Annotated in this window: 8 protein-coding genes; 4 read left to right on the top strand and 4 right to left on the bottom strand. The window is 46.8% G+C overall.

From position 1 onward, the window contains the following. Positions 1 to 9: 9 nt before the first annotated feature. The 4 genes from L4C32_RS00815 to L4C32_RS00830 all read right to left on the bottom strand — a co-directional run bounded on the left by L4C32_RS00815 (position 10) and on the right by L4C32_RS00830 (position 16,168). Entirely contained in the window at positions 10 to 5,673 is a 5,664-nt protein-coding gene (locus L4C32_RS00815; RefSeq protein ID WP_428194944.1) for a hotdog fold thioesterase, read from the bottom strand. Next, positions 5,670 to 7,721 carry a PfaB family protein gene (locus L4C32_RS00820; RefSeq protein ID WP_428194945.1) on the bottom strand — a complete coding sequence of 684 codons (2,052 nt, stop codon included), beginning with the start codon at positions 7,719 to 7,721 and terminating at the stop codon, positions 5,670 to 5,672. The genes L4C32_RS00815 and L4C32_RS00820 overlap by 4 nt, the downstream gene beginning before the upstream one ends. Further along, positions 7,721 to 15,334 (bottom strand): phosphopantetheine-binding protein, encoded by a 7,614-nt coding sequence (locus tag L4C32_RS00825; RefSeq protein WP_428194946.1) that lies wholly within the window; start codon positions 15,332 to 15,334, stop codon positions 7,721 to 7,723. The genes L4C32_RS00820 and L4C32_RS00825 overlap by 1 nt, the downstream gene beginning before the upstream one ends. A gap of 432 nt (positions 15,335 to 15,766) precedes the next feature. Continuing rightward, on the bottom strand, positions 15,767 to 16,168 hold the full coding sequence (locus L4C32_RS00830) for a thioesterase family protein (protein WP_428194947.1): 402 nt from the start codon (positions 16,166 to 16,168) through the stop codon (positions 15,767 to 15,769). A 197-nt stretch (positions 16,169 to 16,365) separates the two neighbouring features. Between L4C32_RS00830 and L4C32_RS00835 the strand changes: the two genes are divergently transcribed. The 4 genes from L4C32_RS00835 to oleD are packed head-to-tail and all read left to right on the top strand — an operon-like array spanning position 16,366 to position 21,151. Then, positions 16,366 to 17,415, top strand: coding sequence for a 3-oxoacyl-ACP synthase III (locus L4C32_RS00835; protein WP_428194948.1), 1,050 nt, complete (start codon positions 16,366 to 16,368; stop codon positions 17,413 to 17,415). A gap of 2 nt (positions 17,416 to 17,417) precedes the next feature. Further along, complete coding sequence (locus L4C32_RS00840) at positions 17,418 to 18,320, top strand: alpha/beta fold hydrolase (RefSeq protein ID WP_428194949.1); 903 nt, start codon at positions 17,418 to 17,420, stop codon at positions 18,318 to 18,320. A gap of 55 nt (positions 18,321 to 18,375) precedes the next feature. Next, positions 18,376 to 20,115: an olefin beta-lactone synthetase gene (gene oleC / locus L4C32_RS00845; protein ID WP_428194950.1), complete on the top strand. Its 1,740-nt coding sequence runs from the start codon at positions 18,376 to 18,378 to the stop codon at positions 20,113 to 20,115. Between the two features lies 1 nt (position 20,116). Further along, on the top strand, positions 20,117 to 21,151 hold the full coding sequence (oleD, locus tag L4C32_RS00850) for a 2-alkyl-3-oxoalkanoate reductase (protein WP_428194951.1): 1,035 nt from the start codon (positions 20,117 to 20,119) through the stop codon (positions 21,149 to 21,151). Positions 21,152 to 21,165 lie beyond the last annotated feature (14 nt).

Consider the following 21,165-nt stretch of genomic DNA (forward strand, 5'->3'; position numbering starts at 1 on the left):
TACTCTCGCTTAGGCCTCTTCAATACAGATTGCGATATCAGCTACTTCATAAATACGAAGCCCATCTTTACTTAAGTTGGCGTCACCAACAATAATTTTCTTGCCATCTTCATCTTTGATGGCGGTAATGTGAACATCCAGTGACATCTGCTTGTTCAGTGGATTTATCTGTCCGCGATATTTCCACTTCACTTCAGATTGAATCTGACCAAATTTAGGATTGGTGAAACCAGCGCCTAGATCTTTATTAATGGCGTAGGTTTGCATCAGCTCAATGATCGCTTCTACCCCTAATGAACCTGGCATTACTGGGTCCTGGTGGAAATGGAACTGGAAGAACCAATCGCTCGGATCAATGGTGCGTTCTGCATAGAGGTAATCTAACCCTGCTTTACCGCCGCCAGTGGTAATTTGTACTGTATCGATAAAGTTAAGGCGACCACCGGCAAGCTTGTAGTGCGACTGCTCAAGCCCTTGAGCAGAGACTGGCGCATTGAAGTAGCGCGTACTTTTATCTAACAGATTAATGGTTTGATCTGGGGTTTGGTTATTATCAACATGCCAAGGGTGGGTCACTTTGCCATTGTCCAGACCAAGTTGATCTTTGAGTGCTTCGCCTTTGAAGTAACCAAATACCGCTTTGCCTTCATAGAAAGGTACGCCATCTGTGCTTAGCTCAAAGGTAAAGCTCTGTACAATGTTAGTGCCCATCATGACAGTGGAGAGTAGGCGAGAGTCATTGACGATGGTTTTACCGCGAAGATCCACATTGCGCAGCATTTTGCCGCTGCCATCTAAGTTACGGAAGAACAGTTCAAGACCAGGGAAACCCAGTGTGGTCCCCATGTAACCCGAAATGAAACCATTAGGCTGCAGAGAGATCTCCATCAATACCGAATAAGGCATCAATGTCTCATGACTGTTCTCATCAAAATACCACGCGTTAGCCGGCACTTCGTACTCTGCAATACACGATGAAGGCGTTTTGAAGTTACCGCGCTCGCCATTGACTTCAATAACACGCGTGGTCAATTGCAGGTCGCCACACGGAGTACGTGGTGGGATCATGCCGCGATAGATATCAAAGTCAGGGCCGAAGCACTTCTCAATGTTACCGGTAGCAAACTCAAACATATGATATGGCGTAAAAGGGACACTATCAGGAGTACGGTTAGGGTAATCCGGAGTATGCGGCGCTTCAACGTGCTGTAGAGGAATCACCCCTTTGTTTGGTGCGGTTTGTAAATCAGGAATCTGTGCCATTAGTGGTGCATTAACAGAGGCGGTTTGATCAATGGAGTCAGCATTTGAAATGATAACTTGTTCAGTATTTGAACTTGGCAGGTAGCGAGTACACTCATCTTCCTCTTTGATCATCACGCCAAGGTTTTGGAAATCCACCACCGCTTTACCGTTAAGCAGAATATCAATGTTAGCTTTGGCGTATGGACGAGGTGAAGTACCAATCTCAGTTACTTCCATGCGGTAAGTCAATAGGCCAGATTGCGGCAGTACTTGACCACGACAACGTACCTGTTGTGATGCATTTTCTAGTGGTTGGAAACGCCCGTTGCTGGTTAAGGTGTGCATGCCTAGATGCAGCATAAAGAATTGCAGTAACTGGCCACAACCTTCCGCCATCAAGGATCCTGCCATTACCGAGTCATCTTTAAAGTGACAAGGGAAATACCAATGATCGGGTTCTAACTGTTTTTGACCTTCAATTAACCCCAGTCCCCACGGTCCACCTTGTGGATCAACATGATTCACTTGCTCAATCATCATGAATTTTTCTGAGCTAAAGCACAAAGAAGGTTGATGCGGAATGTGAGCATGACTCGGACCAAAACAAGCGGCAACATTCGCGCTAAGCAAGTTATGCAGCTCAGGGTAGCTAAACTGAGTTTTGTTGCAGTTCAGGAGTGGCGTAAAGCGCTGCTTAACCGCTAACTTACGAGCATTGATCTCATCATCAGTGCGGATAACGCCTTTACCATCAGCCAGCTCTTCATCAGTGAAGAAACCCGCGCAACCGCCATCCATTTTAAGGACCATCTTATCGCCAACGAAACACTCGTACGAGAAGAAGAAAAGCAGTGTGTCGCCATTACGGGCAAAGTTATTGATGGAGATATCGTAACGCAACGTATCCCCACCGCGCGGCAGATCTTCTAGGAAGGTGAGGGTACAATCCAATAAACGGTATACGCGATCGCCCTTGTTCTCAAAATCAATACCGAGGTAGCTGATCAACATCAGATCACATTGACCTGACTCAACAGCCACCGCCCAAGGAATCTGGCCATCAACTAAGTAAGGCGCATCAACCGGGATATCATATTCGGTGGTCATGGTACTCGGTTTGTACTCAAGCATAGTGGCGTCGAGTTTGGTCACTCGCGAGACCAGAAGGTAATCGGTGGTCGGCAGTCTTACACGGCGTGAGTAGTTATCAATAACGGCATAGTCTGATCCGAATACATTAGCAATATCGCCTTCCGCGTATTCAACCAGATCGTCATAGTCCCAAATACAAGGTTTACGTTCTGGTGTTGGAGCTACATAAGCGTGAGCTTGCGAGGAGTGGTCCGGAACGAGAGCTTGGGTTGCAGTAGGCGTGGTAGCTGCAGCTTGCGGTTGTCCTGTTGCTTGGGCTATTTGAGCCTTTAACAGAGCATCAGCTAATTTAAGCCCTTGCTCACGATTTTGTAAAAACGCTTTATGAACTTGCTGAGCCAACATCTGATTGTGTTGGAACGGCGTCAGTAACTCGGGATTTGAAATCTTGTTGGTCATACTATGTTTAAACCCTGTGGTCGGCGCTATCGGAGTAGATGGCGCTTGTGGTTGGTTCTTAGTTTGAAGAACATGTTCAGAATTAGATAGCTGTACAGCGCTAGGCTGTGCCGAGGCTATTTTTTGTTGTATTGATGACAGTTCAGCCAGCTCGGTAGAGACAATGTGCTGGTGGATATTTCGGCCACCTAAGGTGACATTTTTTACCAGTTTAATTTTTGCATCCAGCACCAACTCTTCAGACAAGCGAGCGTTAAGCGCGCTCTGTTGTGTCGGGTGTTGAGTGATTAAAAGCTGCGAACACTGTTGTTCACTGTCAGTGACGACTAGAGCGGCTTTTTCTGCTTGAGAGGCAGGTTGCGCGTTTAAGTTAAGGAGTCCGTGCAATAAACTCGCCATGCCAGAAGCGGCGTAACAGTGGCCAATACGCTGCTCTGCTTGAGTCTGCTTGCAGGTTGGCGAGAAAACGCCGGTAGCAAAAGCAGATCCAGAGATTGCAGAGTGGTTTAATTCAACCACGGCAATAGATTCAGTCGCAGTAGCGGTGTGAGTCAGTAGCCTGTCAGTTGCGGCTGAGGAAGCGTTCGAACGGCTAAACTCTAAGCCGTTAATTTGACCGTAACCCACTGAAAGACTAGACGATTGACTATCAACCAATACCACAGCACCAGCACCTTCACCGACCTTCCAAGTTGCATCAACAGTGGATTGTTGGTTTTTAAGCAGAACTTGTTCGGCGCTGCCGCTGAGATCTACTGCCGCGATAACAACCGCATCGAGGGACTCTTGAGACATTAGGTTTTGAGCAACATCGATACAGCGAGCCACCGATTGATCAGCGGCAGAGATGGTAAAGGCTGGTCCGTTGAAATCCCATAACGAGGCGATTCGCGAGGCCATGATGTTACCGATAAAGCTGGTGTACTGATTCAGTTTCGCCGCATCAAGTACGCTGTCCATTGCAATCGCTTCGAGCGCCTGATATTCAGTGTCACTCAGCTCAACGCCCATGACCGCTAAACTTTGAGCAAGCTGAGTATGCAAGTTCACACGTCCACGGAACTGATGCAGTTCCAGCTCAGTCTCCATGGCAACCAAGACGGCGACTTTCTGACCGGCAACTAAGTTGGCATCGCGTATCGCTTCATCGGCGACTTTCATCAAGAGCAACTGCTGAGAGATCAAACGGTCGTCTTCATTAGGCGGGACTTTAAAGCGTAAGAAGTCCAACTCGAACTGATCAATATAGGCACCTTGAGGTACCGCATCTAAACCAAAAGTGCTTAACAGTTCAGGATGCTCATTGATCCCTTTCCAGCGTTTGGCAGGTAGGTCAATGAACGCACTGTTATCATTTTGAATCGCTTGGTTAAACACATTGACTGAGGCAAGAGGCCCAAAGTGAGATGCCAAACCAGTAATGGCAAATTCCACTTGCTTGCTAACAGTAGACTTGGATTCTGGTGTGCTTACCGCTACACCAGAATAAGACTCTAACAATAGGTGTGCATTACAACCGCCAAAACCAAACACAGAGACCCCAGCATGGCGTTCACTATTTTGTGCTTTTTCTGGCCAAGGCTGTACTGTAGTTGGTAGCGTATGGCTACCAAACAGTCCATCTGGAGAGCTCAGCGGTGTTTTTAAATTAACACTTGGCGGCAGCAGCTTCTCTTTCATGGCAAAGATCATTTTCATGATGCCGGGCATGCCCGCAGCAGTGAGTAGATGACCCAGATTCGATTTTGCGGAGCCAATAAGCGGGGTCGCACTGCCATTGAGTTTGTCACTGAAGAAACGCTCCATAGAGGTCAGTTCAACTTTATCACCCAGTGGAGTCCCCGTGGCATGACATTCAATAACTTCAATCGATTCAGGTTGTAAATCGGAGCTGTCGTAAGCGCGTTCAAACGCCTGTACTTGTCCTTTGCTGTTCGGGCTTAAAACAAACTGGCCTTTACCATCATTAGATAGACCGACACCGCTAACAACCGCATAAATATGATCGCCATCACGCTCTGCATCTTCGAGTCGTTTCAGTACTAATACGCCAGCGCCTTCACCGGCAAATAACCCTTTACTGTTTGAGTCAAAAGGGACAGACACTCCATGATCAGGATAGGCGTGGAAAATAGAGAAGCCCATGTTGATGAAGAATGGATCAGCCCCTGACACCGCACCAGCAAGCATCATGTCTGCTTTGCCTGTTGTGAGGTAGTCACACGCAAGCTTCAACGAATAGACTGAGCTGGCACAAGCGGCATCTAAGCTCAGCTGTGCACTGCCAAGACCTAATGCATCTGCTACTATTTTAGAGGTGTTATGGGCAATCGAACCGTTAATACCGACACTGTTGATGGTATTCTTGTTTGACGATTGTGAATCAAACGGTTGAAGAGAGAAGTGCGGGCTATTGAGTTTCTCTTTTAGCGCTTTTTCTACTACAGAATGGTAGATAGGAACAAAGAGTTCATTTGATTGGGTGGTTGGGAACGACAACGCCCCCATGATCACACCAGTACGCTCAAGAATCTCAGCGTTTAATTCAATTCCAGCATCTACCAGCGCTTTACGGCTGGTATCCAAAGCCCATAAAAAACTCTGATCTAACCCTTGGAAATGGTCTACAGATTGCTGATAACCATTGGCATCAAAGGTGAAGTTTTCAATGTAACCGCCTTTATCACAATAGAAGCGATCAGACTCTCCTTGAATACCTTGATAATCAGCAGGATTCGCGCCTAGTTTTTCCGCAGAGAGCGTTGTACGGGAATCCTTTAGTTGAACAAGGTTGTCCCAAAACTGTTGTGGTGTTTTGGCGTCTGGATAGAGGTTGGCTAAACCAACGATAGCAATTTTAGATTTTGGAGAACTCAAACTGACTGTCCTTCTTTCATATGTGTTGCTGTTGCCAGAGAATCTGACTGCGCATCTTGCTGGCGAGTAAGCCCAGCAATGAGAGGCTCAATAGAGAGCGGCACTCGGTGCGTAATTAATTGTGCAATGCATTTAAGCAAGTTGGTTGCATCACTACCACCTTTAGCATCAATAGCTACCGCTGCGGCAAAGGCTGGTCCATTTTCTGGTGCGGCTTGCGCGTTTATTTTGTCGATTAAGGTTGCAGTCTGTCTGTCTGCCCCTATTTCAATAAAGAGTGAGGCACCATGGCCACGAGCTTTATTGATGAGATCGGTAAAATCGAGTCCATGACAAAACGTATCAGCGATAGAGAGGGCAATGCGGTGACGATCCAGTTCAACAGGGCGATCATTATTATGTGCTAACGATCCTGCAGCACTGATGAATTTAATATCAGTGGGGAGCTGTTCGCACAGAGGCTGATTATAAAAGTCGCTCACTTGTTGATGCTGAGTAAGGGCTGGAGTAGTGTGCATCGCCGTTACGCGGTTGGCGGCAATACCCCGCTTTTTAATCTGTTTCAACAGCGCTTTACACTGAGCTTCACACCCTGCAATCACACAAGTGTCACCTTGAATAATCGCGAGATAAACGTGTGGAAAGTCAATGAGAGCAGTTTGAATGGTTTGAGCATCACAGCGAACTACAAAGCTATTCCAGATAATGGTTTCGCTATCATTTAGCTGCCATGCTTCACGTACTGCGGTTAAGTCACCAGAGATGGCGGAGGTGAATATCGGGCTGGTTTTGGTCGCTTCAATCAGAGCGTGAGGATTATTCCATACGCCCAGACTGGCCCACATTGACGCCTCGCCTTTGGAGTAACCCAGTGCAAAGTTAGGTTTTACCGCAAATTCATTGCACAGTAGTTTGGTAAACAGGTAACTGCTGCCTACACCGGCAATCGCTAGCTGGCTTAAACTCATCGTAGGGGCATCTTCACTATAGATATGCTCTGCTTGGAGCATCTCTTTGAGGTTGCCTTCACGCTCTAATTTGGCATAGAGATCTGGAAAGTAGAGGTGTAACTCGTTAAGCATTCCGCCGTACACGGTTCCCACACCTGGGTAGACAAACGTCAGTCCAGATTGACCTAACCCTTCACCTTGATTGGCGACAAAGCAGCTGCCCACAGGGGTTCTGTGCGCTTTGTTTTCAGTGAAAGCGGCAGTAATCGCCGTTTTCATAACACCCATTTCAGTATGCAGTGCTTGGACATTTGCAGCTTGAACCACTAGGGCCAGTGGGGCACTGGTCGAATAGGCCGATAGGTAGCGCATCATTAACGCACTCGTATCTTGAGTCGTTTCTACCTGATGCTGAAGCTGCTCTAATTGAGATAACAGTTCCGCTTGGCTACTAGCACAAATGACAAAAAAGAGTGACTCAGAATGTAGCAAAGATTTTGCAGGCGCTAATTGTGTGCCTTGCGTGAAAATCAAGCTGGTGGTTTGCTCTGCAGCATCCAATAGGGTCAAACTGGCAACGCGAGCTTGGTGGTGTTGGCTGAACCAGTAGTGATCAGCGGTTTTGTTGCGAATCGCTTCAGACGCTGGAACGGTACGCTGCTCGAAGTGACCAATCAGTTTATATAAACTCGAAAATTGATCGCGAGCTTGTAGCGAGTCAGAGTGCAGATTAAGTGTAATATCCGTTGGCAAACGTTTGGCTTGTAAGGTCGCCTGAGACAACGATTGAACCGCACTGTCCGCGCAATGGTAACCCGCTAGGTAGGCGTGAGGATGTATGCGTCCTTTCGCCGCAGAGAGACCATCAAGGAAGAGCAAGCCAGTAGCCTCACCCTGCTGAGTTAAGCAGACCAGGTTACCATTGGTAACGCTATCGATCACTTGAGCTATAACCGATGAAAAAGAGACAGACAGTGCGCTGAGTTCAAGGGTGACTACAGGTAAATTACTGCGCTGTCCATACGCATTTAGCTCTGCACAAGGCAGAGCTAAAATAGCGATGCGCAAAGGCATCGCTCTGTTGGTTGAATCAGTCACTAGAGTAGTGGCTCCTTTACTGCTGCCGTTGAAGGCAAAAAGGCATCATTAAGTGATTTGCTGATTGTGACTTTTGCCCCGCTCATGGTGGCACTTAACTGTCCATCTTGATGATAAAGAGAGACATTGGCCATGAGTGAACGAGCGGTGGTTTTCACCACTTCAAGCTCAATCCAACCCAGATCACCACTGTTAAACGGCAGGTGGGAACGGAATTCCGCAATGGTTGATGGCAAGCTTGCCGCACCATATTGTAATCTTGCCCACACCAGCATCGCTTGTAACAGCAGATCTTCTGCAAATGGTTGACTGCCGCCAAATTGCTGGCTTGGAGCAAAAGGTCCACAGTCAGCATTATCGACAGTTGGCAACTGACAGCGAACTAATAAGCCTGCATCATCAAAGCGTTGCACCGACTCTATGCCTTGCAACCTTGGGCCATGAAACAGAGTACCATTGCTGTACAGCTCATGGCGGTCTGTAACCACCTTTGCACTGTCAAAGGTTTTAGTGGTGCTGACCCTTTGACTAGGAACCACTATGGTTGCACGGTATTGAGGGCGACCTTGGCTGGTGATCATCGCTGCTGTTTTTCCTTCACCTTCAGGGATGAGGGTTAACGTGATCTCTTGAATCTCATTCGAATCAAAGATGATACCTTTTAATAGCTTATAGTCGTGAACCTCAACCACAGCGCCCAACTGCTGTTGCGCCACTTCACGCATCCACTGGATAGCGCAAACCGTTGGCAGAACAGGGTTGCCTGCAATGCAGTGATCCGCAATGAAAGGCAACGCCGTTGGGTCAAGGTGACGAATAACGGTCACCTTGTCGTTTAGACGCGGAACCTCTGCAGATTGCACAGACTCCGCATTACGCTTTTTTACGCTGTTTTCCTTATTCTCTTCGCTGTTGCCTTGCATGTCAGTGCCGACAAGTAACTGAACACCAGACTCACTCAGCAGCTGTGAACTAAACAGTTCAGCTCCGGCTTGTAATGGAATCACATAGACACCACGGTCGGTGAACATCTTCTTCAGTGCCGGGTTGACCATGCCGCCATCCCAAGGACCCCAGTTGAAGCTCATTACTTTTGCTTGCGGGAACCGTGCAGAGAACTGTAAAGACGCTTTATTAAGAATATCGTTAGACATCGCATAGTCGCTCTGTCCTGTATTACCATAGAAACCTGCCGCTGATGAGAACATGGCAAACAGTTTTAGTTTGCTGCTATCAAGTGCAGAAAGTACGGCATTAAGTCCACCGACTTTAGTGCCATACACACGGTTAAGCTCATCCAAGGTTTTGTCTTGAATGTGTTTATCCGCTAGGACACCTGCACCGTGGATCAGGCCAGTAATACCGGTGACATTCGCAAGGGTGTCAGCCACAGATTGCTGGTTAGACACGTCTAAGCTGATGTACTCAGCCGTTGCGCCAGCATCCGTAAAGGCGTTAAGCGCATTGCTGATCTCTATGTTACTCAGAACTGGCCATAACAGAGCATCCACCTTTTTCGGTGTTGGCTTATCACCAGAAGCTTGCAGGTGAGCGATGGCAGAGACTTTCAGTTCACTCTCTGATTTATTCTGTGCCCATTGTGGCAGCTCAGATGGACTCATGAATTGGCTGCGACCGGCTAAAATAAAGTGTGATTTGCACTGTTTAGCTAAGGTTAACGCACACTCAAAGGTCACCCCTTTCGCGCCGCCGGTAACCAGTACCTTGTCGCTTGCATCCAATTTTGCAGCTGCTGTTTTGTGTGACGCTTCGCCAGCAACCAGTGCCATACGACCGGACTCACTAATGCCGACTTCGATAGCGCGAGTGCTCGCGTCAAATAACTCAGCAACAATGGCATCCGCAAAGTCTCTTGCTTCAACGGTTGGTGCGATATCCAGGGCGCGACAGAATACGTTGTCCCACTCATGGCTTAACGTTTTGGTTAATCCAGATAGGGCCGCTTGGTTAAGCTCTGCCTTCAACAGTAGCTCGCTATTAAGGTAACCAAAACCACCATCAATACGGCTAACTGTGATAAAGCTACGACGTTTATCATCGGCTTTAGTCAAAGTAGGCTGTAGCAGCTTCGCCCATAAGAAAGCGTGTTCAACACTCTCTTTGGCACTGTTATCCAAGATAACCGCCGAGCTGTTTGATTCCGTCACTTGAGGCTGAAGGTGTACAAGGCCTGAAATGGCGGTATGTTTGCTTTCAATCTCGGTGATGAGTGCGTTTAGAGACGCTTCGCTGTTATCGCTAAGCTGATAGCTGGCAATATCGCTGCTCAAAGGAGACTGTTGTTTGTCACTATCGACAGATAAGGCTGCACGACGAACCACAACCACATTCAGGTTGTTTGCCGTTAGTTTTTCAGCCAGTACGCCAGCATTGTGTCCATCATCTGTGATCACAATGCAGCCGTCGGTTGAGAAGCAGTCTGTTAATTTATCCGCCGATGGAAGCTTTTTTAGCGCTACCTCGCTGTGTGGAGGCAGTTCAACACTAGGTGCTGTTGGGGCAACCACTGACGCTGGTGTTGCGACAGTAGCGGCTGAATCACCCAGTTTGCTTTGCATGTAAGTGACGATTTCGCCCAGTGTACGACACTCAGCTAAATCTTCAGGATTGAGTTCAGGAAGTGTTGGTAGTTGGTCTTGAACCGTTCCTAAGATCTCAACACGTTTGATTGAATCAATTCCAAGATCCGCTTCCATGTCCATTGCCAGGTCAAGCATTTCTGCAGGGTAACCGGTCTTATCAGCAACAACATCCATCATGGTAGTCTGTACATGTGCAGCGTCTAAGCCAGAAGCTTGAGCGGCAGGTGCTTCAACCGATGGTGCAGCTGCCGAGGTTGCCGGCAGTTTGCTGTTCATGTAGTCGACGATTTCACCTAGGGTACGGCACTCAGCTAAATCTTCAGGGTTAAGCTCAGGCAGCGTTGGCAGTTGATCTTGAACCGTACCTAGAATCTCAACGCGTTTGATGGAGTCGATACCTAAATCGGCTTCCATATCCATGGCAAGGTCTAGCATTTCTGATGGGTAACCCGTTTTATCAGCTACGACATCAAGCATGGTCGCTTGAACTTGCGCTGCGTCTAAACCGCCAGTTGATGTAGCTGTAGGCGCTGTTGCGACAGTTTCTGCCACAGGAGCAACTGCACCCAGTTTGCTGTTCATGTAGTCAACGATTTCGCCCAAAGTGCGGCACTCAGCAAGATCTTCAGGGTTAAGCTCTGGCAGAGTCGGTAGCTGCTCTTGCACTGTACCAAGAATTTCAACACGTTTGATGGAGTCGATACCTAAATCGGCTTCCATGTCCATCGCAAGATCAAGCATTTCGGTAGGGTAACCCGTTTTGTCCGCAACCACTTCTAACATGGTATTTTGAACGGTAGAGGCATCTAAACCACTCGCAGCTTGTGCTTGAACTGCAGGAGCTGCGCTTACAGAAACCGCCGAACCTAGCTTACTGTTCATGTAGTCTACGATTTCGCCTAGAGTACGACACTCTGCTAAATCTTCAGGATTAAGCTCAGGAAGAGTCGGTAATTGCTCTTGCACTGTACCTAGAATTTCAACACGCTTGATTGAGTCGATACCCAGATCCGCTTCCATATCCATCGATAGTTCAAGCATCTCTGTTGGGTAGCCGGTTTTATCAGCCACCACTTCAAGCATGGTGTTTTGTACTTTTTCTGCATCAAGGCCATTGGCAACTGGTGCGGCAACAACAGATACAGCAACCGGAGCTGCTGACCCCATTTTACTGTTCATGTAACTGACGATTTCGCCCAGTGTGCGACACTCCGCGAGATCTTCAGGGTTGAGTTCTGGAAGGTGAGGCATCTGCTCTTGTACCGTCCCTAGGATCTCAACACGTTTGATGGAGTCGATGCCTAAATCGGCTTCCATATCCATCTCTAGATCGAGCATTTCAGTAGGGTAGCCCGTCTTCTCTGCAACAACATCAAGCATGACCGCTTTCGCATCGGCATTAGCTGAAACAGGAGCAGCAACCGCAACAGGTGCTGGCGCTGGCACAACAATCGGAGCAACGACAGGTTGAGCAATCGGTGCAGGCTTCACGGCAACCACTGGCGCAGCTTTAGCCGCTGCTGGTTGTGTAGGTGCAGAAGTCACTTGAGTTAGCGGGGCTTGAACAACAGGTGCTTGGCTTGCAGGAGTTTGATAAATTGGCGCCTGAGTGGATAGCGCTGTTCCTGTTAAGCTATGTGTTAGCGATTCAGTGCCTTGTGCCTGATGTGCTAAAAAGTTAGCGTGCGCTTTTAGTGTCTCAGACTGATGCTGATGGAACATCTCCATTGAGCGTTGTAGGCTCTCAGGAATGGCAATACCTGCAGCGGCCATTTTGGTGTGCTCAGCCATTAAGGTGGTAAACGTATCACCGTACTGCTGTGGAATCGCTAAGAATTGCTGGTGCAGTTCTGCGGCTTGCTGTTGAGCCGTAAAGAAAGCGTCTAAAGTGCTGCCACTGCTAGCAGGAGCAGCCGTCGCAACAGGTGCCGTTTGTACATTGACAGAAGTAGAACCTACAGCGGCAGTAGGCGCTGCGGCGACAGGTACTTCTTGTACTACCGTTTTAATCACTTCTTTCTCTACTATTTTCTCAACCACTTTTTCAACCACCTCTTTTTCAAGTGTTACTGAACCTGTTGTTAATGATTTATCCATTTTAGCTCGCGTAGCGGGACTAATATGATTGGTCGCGCTGAGCTTAATATTCATTGGTGATGCAGCTGCTGGAGCGGCAATGTCTGCTTGATAAGGGTCTACATTATCAAGTTCAATACCGGCAACCGCTAGCTGTACGGCGGCGAGACGGAACTGTGCATCACTGTCGCCTTTCGGATTTGGGTTCAAGCTGATAGCAATCAACTCCTCACCTTTTTCCGCTAATGTTTTTTCAACCAATTTTTGCAAGATGTTTTTAGGGCCAAACTCAACAAACAGACGGGCACCCGCATCGTACATTGCCATCAACTGATCGCTAAAGCGAACGGACTGAAGCATATGCTGCTTAAACTCTTTTTTGATGGTTCGTGCTTCGTTTTTGTATTGAGCACCACTGGCATTGGAGTAGAGTGCAATGCTTGGCTTGGTAAATGATGCTTTTTCAATCGCGCTAGCAAATGGCTTTTGAGCGTGACCAACAAGCGGTGTATGGAAAGCACCAGAAACAGGCAGGGCAATCGCTTTGAGTCCCGCTTCTTCCAGTGATGTTGCTGCTTGTTTGGCTGAGTCGGTTGGTCCGGCAATCACTAATTGCGTTGGTGCATTGAAATTGGCAATGCTGACACCGTCAAATTTAGCGGTAATCTCTTCAACTTTGCTACGCTCAGAAGCGTCACCAAGGATGACGGCATACATAGTACCGCTGTCACCTTTTTCGGGTGTTGCCGCCATGGCATCACCACGTGCGAAAGCAAGCTGATAGTAATCTTCTTGTGAGATAACCCCAGATGCACACAGCGCACTTAATTCACCAAAGCTATGACCTGCAACCATGTCAGGGCTGAAACCCGCTTGAGTCAACAACTGGTATTGACCCATAGATAGCGTACCAATGGCACTTTGCGCATTCGCGGTATTGGTCAATGTTGCCTGTTGAGCGGCAGCATCTTCATTGTTGAAGGTTGGAATTGGGAACAACACACTTGAAAGCGGTGTTTTGCCGTTCGCACCAAATACTTGATCAGATTGAGCAATTTGGTCTCGTACTTCTGGGAAGTAACACGCTAATTCACGGCCCATGTTTAGGTACTGTGAACCTTGACCTGCGAACAGAGCGGCAACTTTCGATTTGTTAGTGACAAACGCGCTTTCACGGTAGCTTGTACCATTTGGCAGCTGCCAGTGAGTTGCGGTCTGCTTATCAAAAGAGGCCAGTGCTTGAGTTAATAGTGTTTCTAACTCATGCGCTGTTGCCGCTACTAGACCTAAACGGGCATGGCTTGTATCGATAGAGCGAAGCGCATTATCTGCCACCACAGAATCAAACGAAACCGATTGGTTAGAGAGACCAGCAGAGATCTGCTTAAGTTGAGTCTGTAGATCTGCTTTGCTTGTTGCACTAAATAGCAGCGTTTGCGGAACAAGACGCTGACGATACTTATCACCACGTAGGTGTTCAGCACTGTGCTCTTCGAGTACCACGTGGAAGTTTGTGCCACCGAACCCAAATGAGCTAATACCCGCGCGGCGAGGTGTGCCGTCCGTACGCTGCATCCAAGGACGAGTTTCAGTATTTAGGTAAAAAGGAGAGTCTTTAATCTCTAATTTCGGGTTTGGTTCAGAGACATTAATAGTTGCTGGCAGTACTTTATGGTGCAGAGCAAGTGCCGCTTTAATCAGACCGGCCGTACCTGCAGTTGATTTGGTGTGACCAATCTGCGATTTCACTGACCCTAACGCGATGTGTTGTTTAGTTTTTAACTCTTCGCCAAATACCGACGATAAACCACTAAATTCAGCGGCATCACCTGCCGCCGTACCTGTACCGTGCGCTTCTAAAAGCCCGAGAGTATGTGGGGCAAATCCTGCATCATCATAAGCACGTTTCAGCGCTTTGGCTTGGCCAGACGGACGCGGTGCATAGATACTTTTGAACTTACCATCCGAAGAGGCACCGATGCCTTTGATGACTGAGTAGATACGATCGCCATCACGTTCAGCATCTTCAAGGCGCTTAAGAGCAACCATACCAATACCTTCACCAATCATCATACCTTTTGAATCGATATCAAACGGCTGAATGGTATCGTTAGTGGTAAAGGCTGGGGTTTTCGAGAAGCTCATGTACATGGTCGGTGAGTTATCGGTACAGACACCACCAGTGATCATCATTTCACTACGACCCTCAACCAACTCACTCAGAGCCATACGAAGCGCTGCTAAAGAGCCTGCACACGCTGCATCAACCACACAGTTCATACCACCTAAATCAAAGCGGTTAGCGATACGGCCAGCGATGACGTTGCCAAGAGAACCAGGGAATGAGTTCTCTTCCCAATGTATGTATTGGTCTTGGAATTTCTTGATCAACATCTCACTGTCAGCGTCACTGATGCCACTGTTAGCAAATACTTTTTTAAGAATAGGGTATTGCAGTCGAGCATTTAAGCTCTGGCTGATCTTCTGACCGCCACCCACACCTAACGTGATACCAATTTTGTCTTTGTCATACCCTTCTGCAAGATTTGCGTCGGCAAGCACTTCTTTAGCAACCACAAGAGAGAGAAGCTGAGAGGTATCAGTAAGCTCAAGAATGTTTGGCGGAAGGCCGAACTCCATTGGGTTAAAGTCAACTTCAGGCATGAAGCCGCCACGTTTACAGTAAGACTTGTCCGCAGCGGTTTTATCAGCATCGTAGTAATCTTCAGTTTTCCAGTGTGTGTCTGGAATATCTGAGATTGCGTCGATTTTGTCACTGATTAAATCCCAAAACTTATTGAGATAGCGAGAGTTGGCAAAAATACTAGCCATGCCGACGATGGCAATAGGCATATCTTTCAGGCGCTTATTAAGACGAGAATCTTCTTCGCTTGTTGTTGCAGAAGAAGTTGGTGACTTTGGTGCTTGGCTCATTATGAGTCTCCACTGACTACCTAAAGGTTAGGTATCTATTTGATCTTTATTGTCCGTTAACAAGTTTGTTGACTCATTTTGAATAACTGAATCAACATATAAATCGTGTTGGATAGTGATCTCAATCCATTATTTGTGGGCTAGACTACTGGAGGCAGGCTAGGGATACAACAGACTAAAGGGTTATTTATCACTGGTTTGACCGGACTAAAAGAGTGGTTTTTATTGAGTAAATTAACAGCTGAGGAATAACTCTATGTTTCCTATGGGTTTGCGGAGCTTTTAGGGTAAATACTCTAATTTTATCTAATGAAAATAATAGTTTACAAAAATTACCCCAATATTTCGTAGCAGCGGGTTTATACCGCTATTTTTTATAAATGGAAGGATGTGCACCTAATGGAAGTTGCTTACTTAAAGTGCACATTGAATTTATTGCGACAAGAGTGAACTCAGAACATCATCGGGAATAGGGTGCAGTTTTTTCTCTTTATCCAAACAGACCATCTCAATGTCCCCGATAACGGCAGCTCGGGTGGCTCCTGGACGCCATACTTCTTGACGCCATAACGTTTTGTATTTGCCATCAATCGAGAAGGTAGTACGAATGTCACACACTTCAGCAAACTCAACCCCATCTTGAAAGGTCATGTTGGCTTTATATACCGCAAAGCCTAGGCCGTGTTCATTCCAAAGCTGAGCCAATTTATCACTATCGATCACATGCTCACGGGCGCGTTCAAAATATTTTAAAAAGTTGGGATGATAAACAACACCAGAGTGATCAGTGTCTTCATAATATATCTGTACAGGATGATGATAAACCGTTGTCATATTGCTCTACATTTCAATTTATTGTGTGGGGTAACATAAAAGTCACATTCTACGCAATAATAGTGCTGTAATCAGCTTTAATTCGTAGTTTTGATTGAATCCTTTTCCGTTTCTTGGTCAAATGTCCGCCCTATGCCTAAAAATACTAAATATTGGGCGCCTAATGTCTAATATTGCGAGCTAATTAATACTGTTGCATGAAATATTCCCGCGTTTTTATAAATAGTCTGGCCTATGAGTTAGCCCCTCAAGTGGTAACCAGCTCAGAGTTAGAGTCTCGTTTAGCACCTCTGTATGAAAAATTCCGTATTCCTATGGGGCAGCTAGCTGCACTGACTGGAATCGAAGAACGTCGTTGGTGGCCCAAAAACCATAAGTTATCTGATGGTGCACTCGCTGCAGCACAGAAAGCCATCGATGAAACGGGTATCAATGTCGATGATCTCGGCGCTGTGGTGTATACCGGAGTGTGTAGAGATCAACATGAACCTGCGACCGCTTGTCGAATTGCTGGTGAGTTGGGCGTGTCGACCCATACTGCTATCTATGACATCAGCAATGCCTGCTTGGGTGTGCTGTCTGGCATTTTGGATATTGCCAATCGAATTGAATTGGGTCAGATAAAGTCTGGACTAGTGGTATCGTGTGAATCCGCTAGGCACATTGTTGATATCACCATCGAACACATGCTGGCTGAACCGACGATGCAGAACTTTGCTCAGTCATTGGCGACGTTAACTGGCAGTTCTGGCGCCGTCGCTGTTATTTTAACTGATGGCTCATTGCCATTGAACAATCAGCGCCAACACCAGCTGTTAGGTGCTAGCCACTTATCCGCACCTGAGCACCATAAATTGTGCGAATGGGGCTTGAAAGAGGTGGGGCCGCAGCTCTATCGTGAGTTTATGCGTACTGACGGCGTTACGCTGTTGAAAGAGGGCGTGAAACTCGCGAAGGATACATGGGAACACTTTTTGGAACAGCGAGAGTGGGTTGCTGAGCAGGTCGACAAAGTGATTTGTCATCAGGTTGGGGCATCAAATCGAAAGCAAGTACTTAGTGCGTTGCAAATTCCCGTGGGTAAAGAGTTTCCAACGTATCGCCTAATGGGCAATATGGGCAGTGTTTCTTTGCCAGTAACGGCGGCAATGGCTCATGATCACGGTTTTCTCAAACCGGGTGATAACGTGAGTTTTCTTGGAATAGGCAGTGGTTTGAACTGCATGATGCTTGGATTAAAGTGGTAACAATGAAAGGGACAACAATGCTGGATTCACTGTTTCCATTTAAACGCAATTATATTGATATAAAGGGCAATCAACTTCACTACCTCAATGAAGGTGAAGGCGATCCGGTTGTGATGGTTCATGGCAACCCAAGTTGGTCATTCTATTATCGCAATTTAGTGAGCGCATTGAGTGCCAACCACCAGTGCATTGTACCGGATCATATCGGCTGTGGATTTTCCGATAAACCGGATGACTCTGGTTACGACTACACATTAAAAAATCGCATTGACGATCTCGAGACACTATTAGAGTCATTATCGATTCGTGACAATATCACGTTAGTCGTTCACGATTGGGGCGGCATGATAGGCATGGGCTATGCAGCTCGTTACCCTGAACGTATCAAGCGCCTTGTCATTCTCAATACAGGAGCATTCCACCTTCCTGAATCTAAGCCGTTTCCATGGGCTCTGAATATTTGTCGAAATACCCTATTAGGTACCTACTTAGTAAGAGGTTTTAATGCATTCTCGTCGGCGGCTTCTTATGTTGGTGTAAAGCGTAAACCGATGAGTAAATCGATTCGAGAAGCGTATGTTGCGCCATTTAACTCTTGGTCAAACCGCATCTCTACGTTGAGGTTTGTGCAAGATATTCCATTAAAAGAGGGCGATAGAAATTATCAGTTGGTTTCTGATATTGATGATAGTTTACCCTTGTTCTCTACTGTCCCAACGATCATTTGTTGGGGATTGAAAGATTTTGTTTTTGATAAGCACTTTCTTGCCAAATGGAAAGAGAAGATGCCTCATGCAACAGTGAATGAGTTTTCTGACTGTGGTCACTACATTCTTGAAGACGCTAGTGAGGAAGTTATTCCTATGATCAGTGGCTTCTTAGCTGAGAATCCCATTTCAAAGTAAGTGCGACTCGAATAACACACATTCAAGTATCACATAGCGACGTCAAGGAGCTCGTATGAGTGAAAAACCATATAGAACCGCAAATCTATGTCGACACTTACAGCATGCCAGCATTAATACTCCTGATGATCTAGCGGTTGCCGTGCAATCGAGCCACCGCCTGACGCCCTTTTCAGCCAAACACTTCCGTTACCAAGAGCTTACTTTTTCAGAACTTGATCAACAGAGTGATGCGATTGCGTATCTTCTGAATGATTATGGTATCCAAAAAGGGATGAAAGCCGTGCTCATGGTTACGCCAAGTTTGGATTTTTTCGCTTTAACCTTTGCGCTATTCAAAGCAGGAATTGTTCCTATCTTGGTGGATCCTGGAATGGGAGTGAAGAATCTAAAGCAGTGTTTCATTGAAGCTGAGCCTGATGCGTTTATCGGGGTTGTTAAGGCACAAATAGCCCGTGCGATGTTTGGTTGGGGAAAATCCAGTATCAAACAGGTCATTACTGTGACTCGCAGTGGCGGCTTAGCATCTTATATGTCCAACTTGCTATTTAAAGGGGAAACTTTAGTCTCTTTAAAGCGCAAACAGCAACACGATGAGCCATACCCAATGGTCAAATTGAGCGATGATGAGATGGCGGCCATCCTGTTTACCAGCGGCAGTACTGGAACACCAAAAGGGGTGGTATATAGTCACCGAATGTTTGAAGCGCAAATTGACGTTTTAAAGAGTGATTATTGTATTGTGCATGGCGAACGAGACTTAGCGACTTTCCCTCTATTCTCACTTTTTGGTCCAGCGCTGGGTATGGCATCCATTATTCCTGACATGGACGCTAGCAAGCCGATCACGGCCGATCCTGATGCTCTGTTTTCTGCTATAGACCACTATCAATGCAGCAATCTTTTTGCCAACCCAGCTCTAATTGAAGTACTAGGCAACGCGGGGGTGAGCGAACAGCATACTCATCAGTTACCCAGTCTTAAACGGGTTATTTCAGCAGGGGCACCTGCAACCATCTCCTCAATCACTCATTTCAGTAAAATGTTAACGCCTGGAATTGACGTTCTAAACTCTTATGGTGCGACGGAATCTCTACCTCTGACTAAAATTGCCAGCTCTGAGCTATTAACCACCACAGAGGTGACTGACTCAGGGGGCGGTATCTGTGTTGGGTTTCCTGTTGATGGGGTTGACGTGGCGATTATTGAGATCACGGAGCAACCTATCAGCGTGTGGAACAAGAGCTTGACCGTGCCAGCCCACACTATTGGTGAGATCGTTGTTCAAGGGCCAATGGTCAGTCGTGAATACTATCGAAGAGAGCAAGCCAGCATTGATGCAAAAATAGTGGATGGCGAACAGATAAGGCACAGAATGGGGGATCTTGGTTACTTAGATGAACGTGGTCAATTGTGGATGTGTGGTCGTAAAGCACATCGAGTTGAATGCGATGAGTTACCGGGTAAACCGTCGAACCGTACCTATTTCTCTATCCCAACTGAGCGTATTTTTAATGTTCATCCACAGGTGAAAAGAACTGCGCTGGTGGGCGTAAAGGTAAATGATAGAACCGCTCCATTGATCTGCGTTGAGCTTCATTCAAAGACAACCAGTGAGCAGCAGACAGCACTGTTTGCACAACTCACCGAGATCGCCAATAAGAATACTCATACTCAAGGCATCACTGAATTCTTGATCCATGCTGATTTCCCTGTGGATATTCGCCATAACGCTAAAATCTTCAGAGAAAAGCTAGCTGTTTGGGCACAAGATGTCCTTGATAAGAGAAGCTAATATGAATCCTTCACTGCCATTTCCCCATTTAGAATCGTTACCGACACACTTTTCACACGCTTTTGTTACTGGTGCAGGAGGTTTTCTCGGTAAAGTAATCTGTAACATGCTAGTCAACGCTGGCATTAAAGTGACCGGTTTTGCACGAGGGAAGTATCCAGACTTGTGTGAAATGGGGGTGGAGATGCATCAAGGCGATATTGCTGACTATGACGCGATTTCGGCAGCAATTGCAGGTTGTGATGTAGTGTTTCATGCCGCTTCCAAAGCGGGCGTATGGGGCAGTAGAGAGAGCTACTACAAACCTAATGTCATTGGTTGCATAAACATTATTGAAGCGTGTAAAAGCCACCACATTGATACGTTAATCTACACCAGTACGCCGAGTGTTACTTTTGATGGCATCGATGAGTCTGGTATTGATGAGAGTACTCCTTACGCAAGCCGATTTTTAAACCATTACGCTGAGACTAAAGCGACGGCCGAAGCGATGGTGTTAGCAGCAAACGGGGAACAATTGAAGACGGTAGCCTTACGACCTCATCTTATTTGGGGGCCGGAAGACGGCCACTTAGTTCCAAGAGTGATTACACGTGCAAAAGCGGGAAAGCTTAAGTTAGTCGGTAGTGAAGACAAGTTGGTAGATACTATCTATGTTGACAATGCGGCCTATGCACATCTGCTAGCAGCAATAGAACTGGCGCAACCTGACCGCAAGTGTGCCGGTAAGCCTTACTACTTAAGTAATGATCAACCGATCACCATGGCAGAGATGCTTAATCTCATTATCGGTTGTGTGGGGCTTCCAAAGGTAGAAAAACGTGTTCCAGCCTCGGTAGCTTACGCAGCGGGTTTGGTTTTAGAGACCGTTTATAGCCTGCTCAATAAGAAAGATGAGCCTATCATGACTCGCTTTGTCGCCAAACAACTCTCCACGGCCCATTATTTTGATATCAGTGCCGCCAAACGAGACTTCAACTATCAAGCTGTGGTGAGTATTGAGGAAGGAATTCACCGTTTGCAGCAATCGTTGTGAATGGTTAACTATGT

This window comes from Aliivibrio kagoshimensis, assembly GCF_050337105.1.
Classification (GTDB): Bacteria; Pseudomonadota; Gammaproteobacteria; order Enterobacterales; family Vibrionaceae; genus Aliivibrio_A; species Aliivibrio_A kagoshimensis.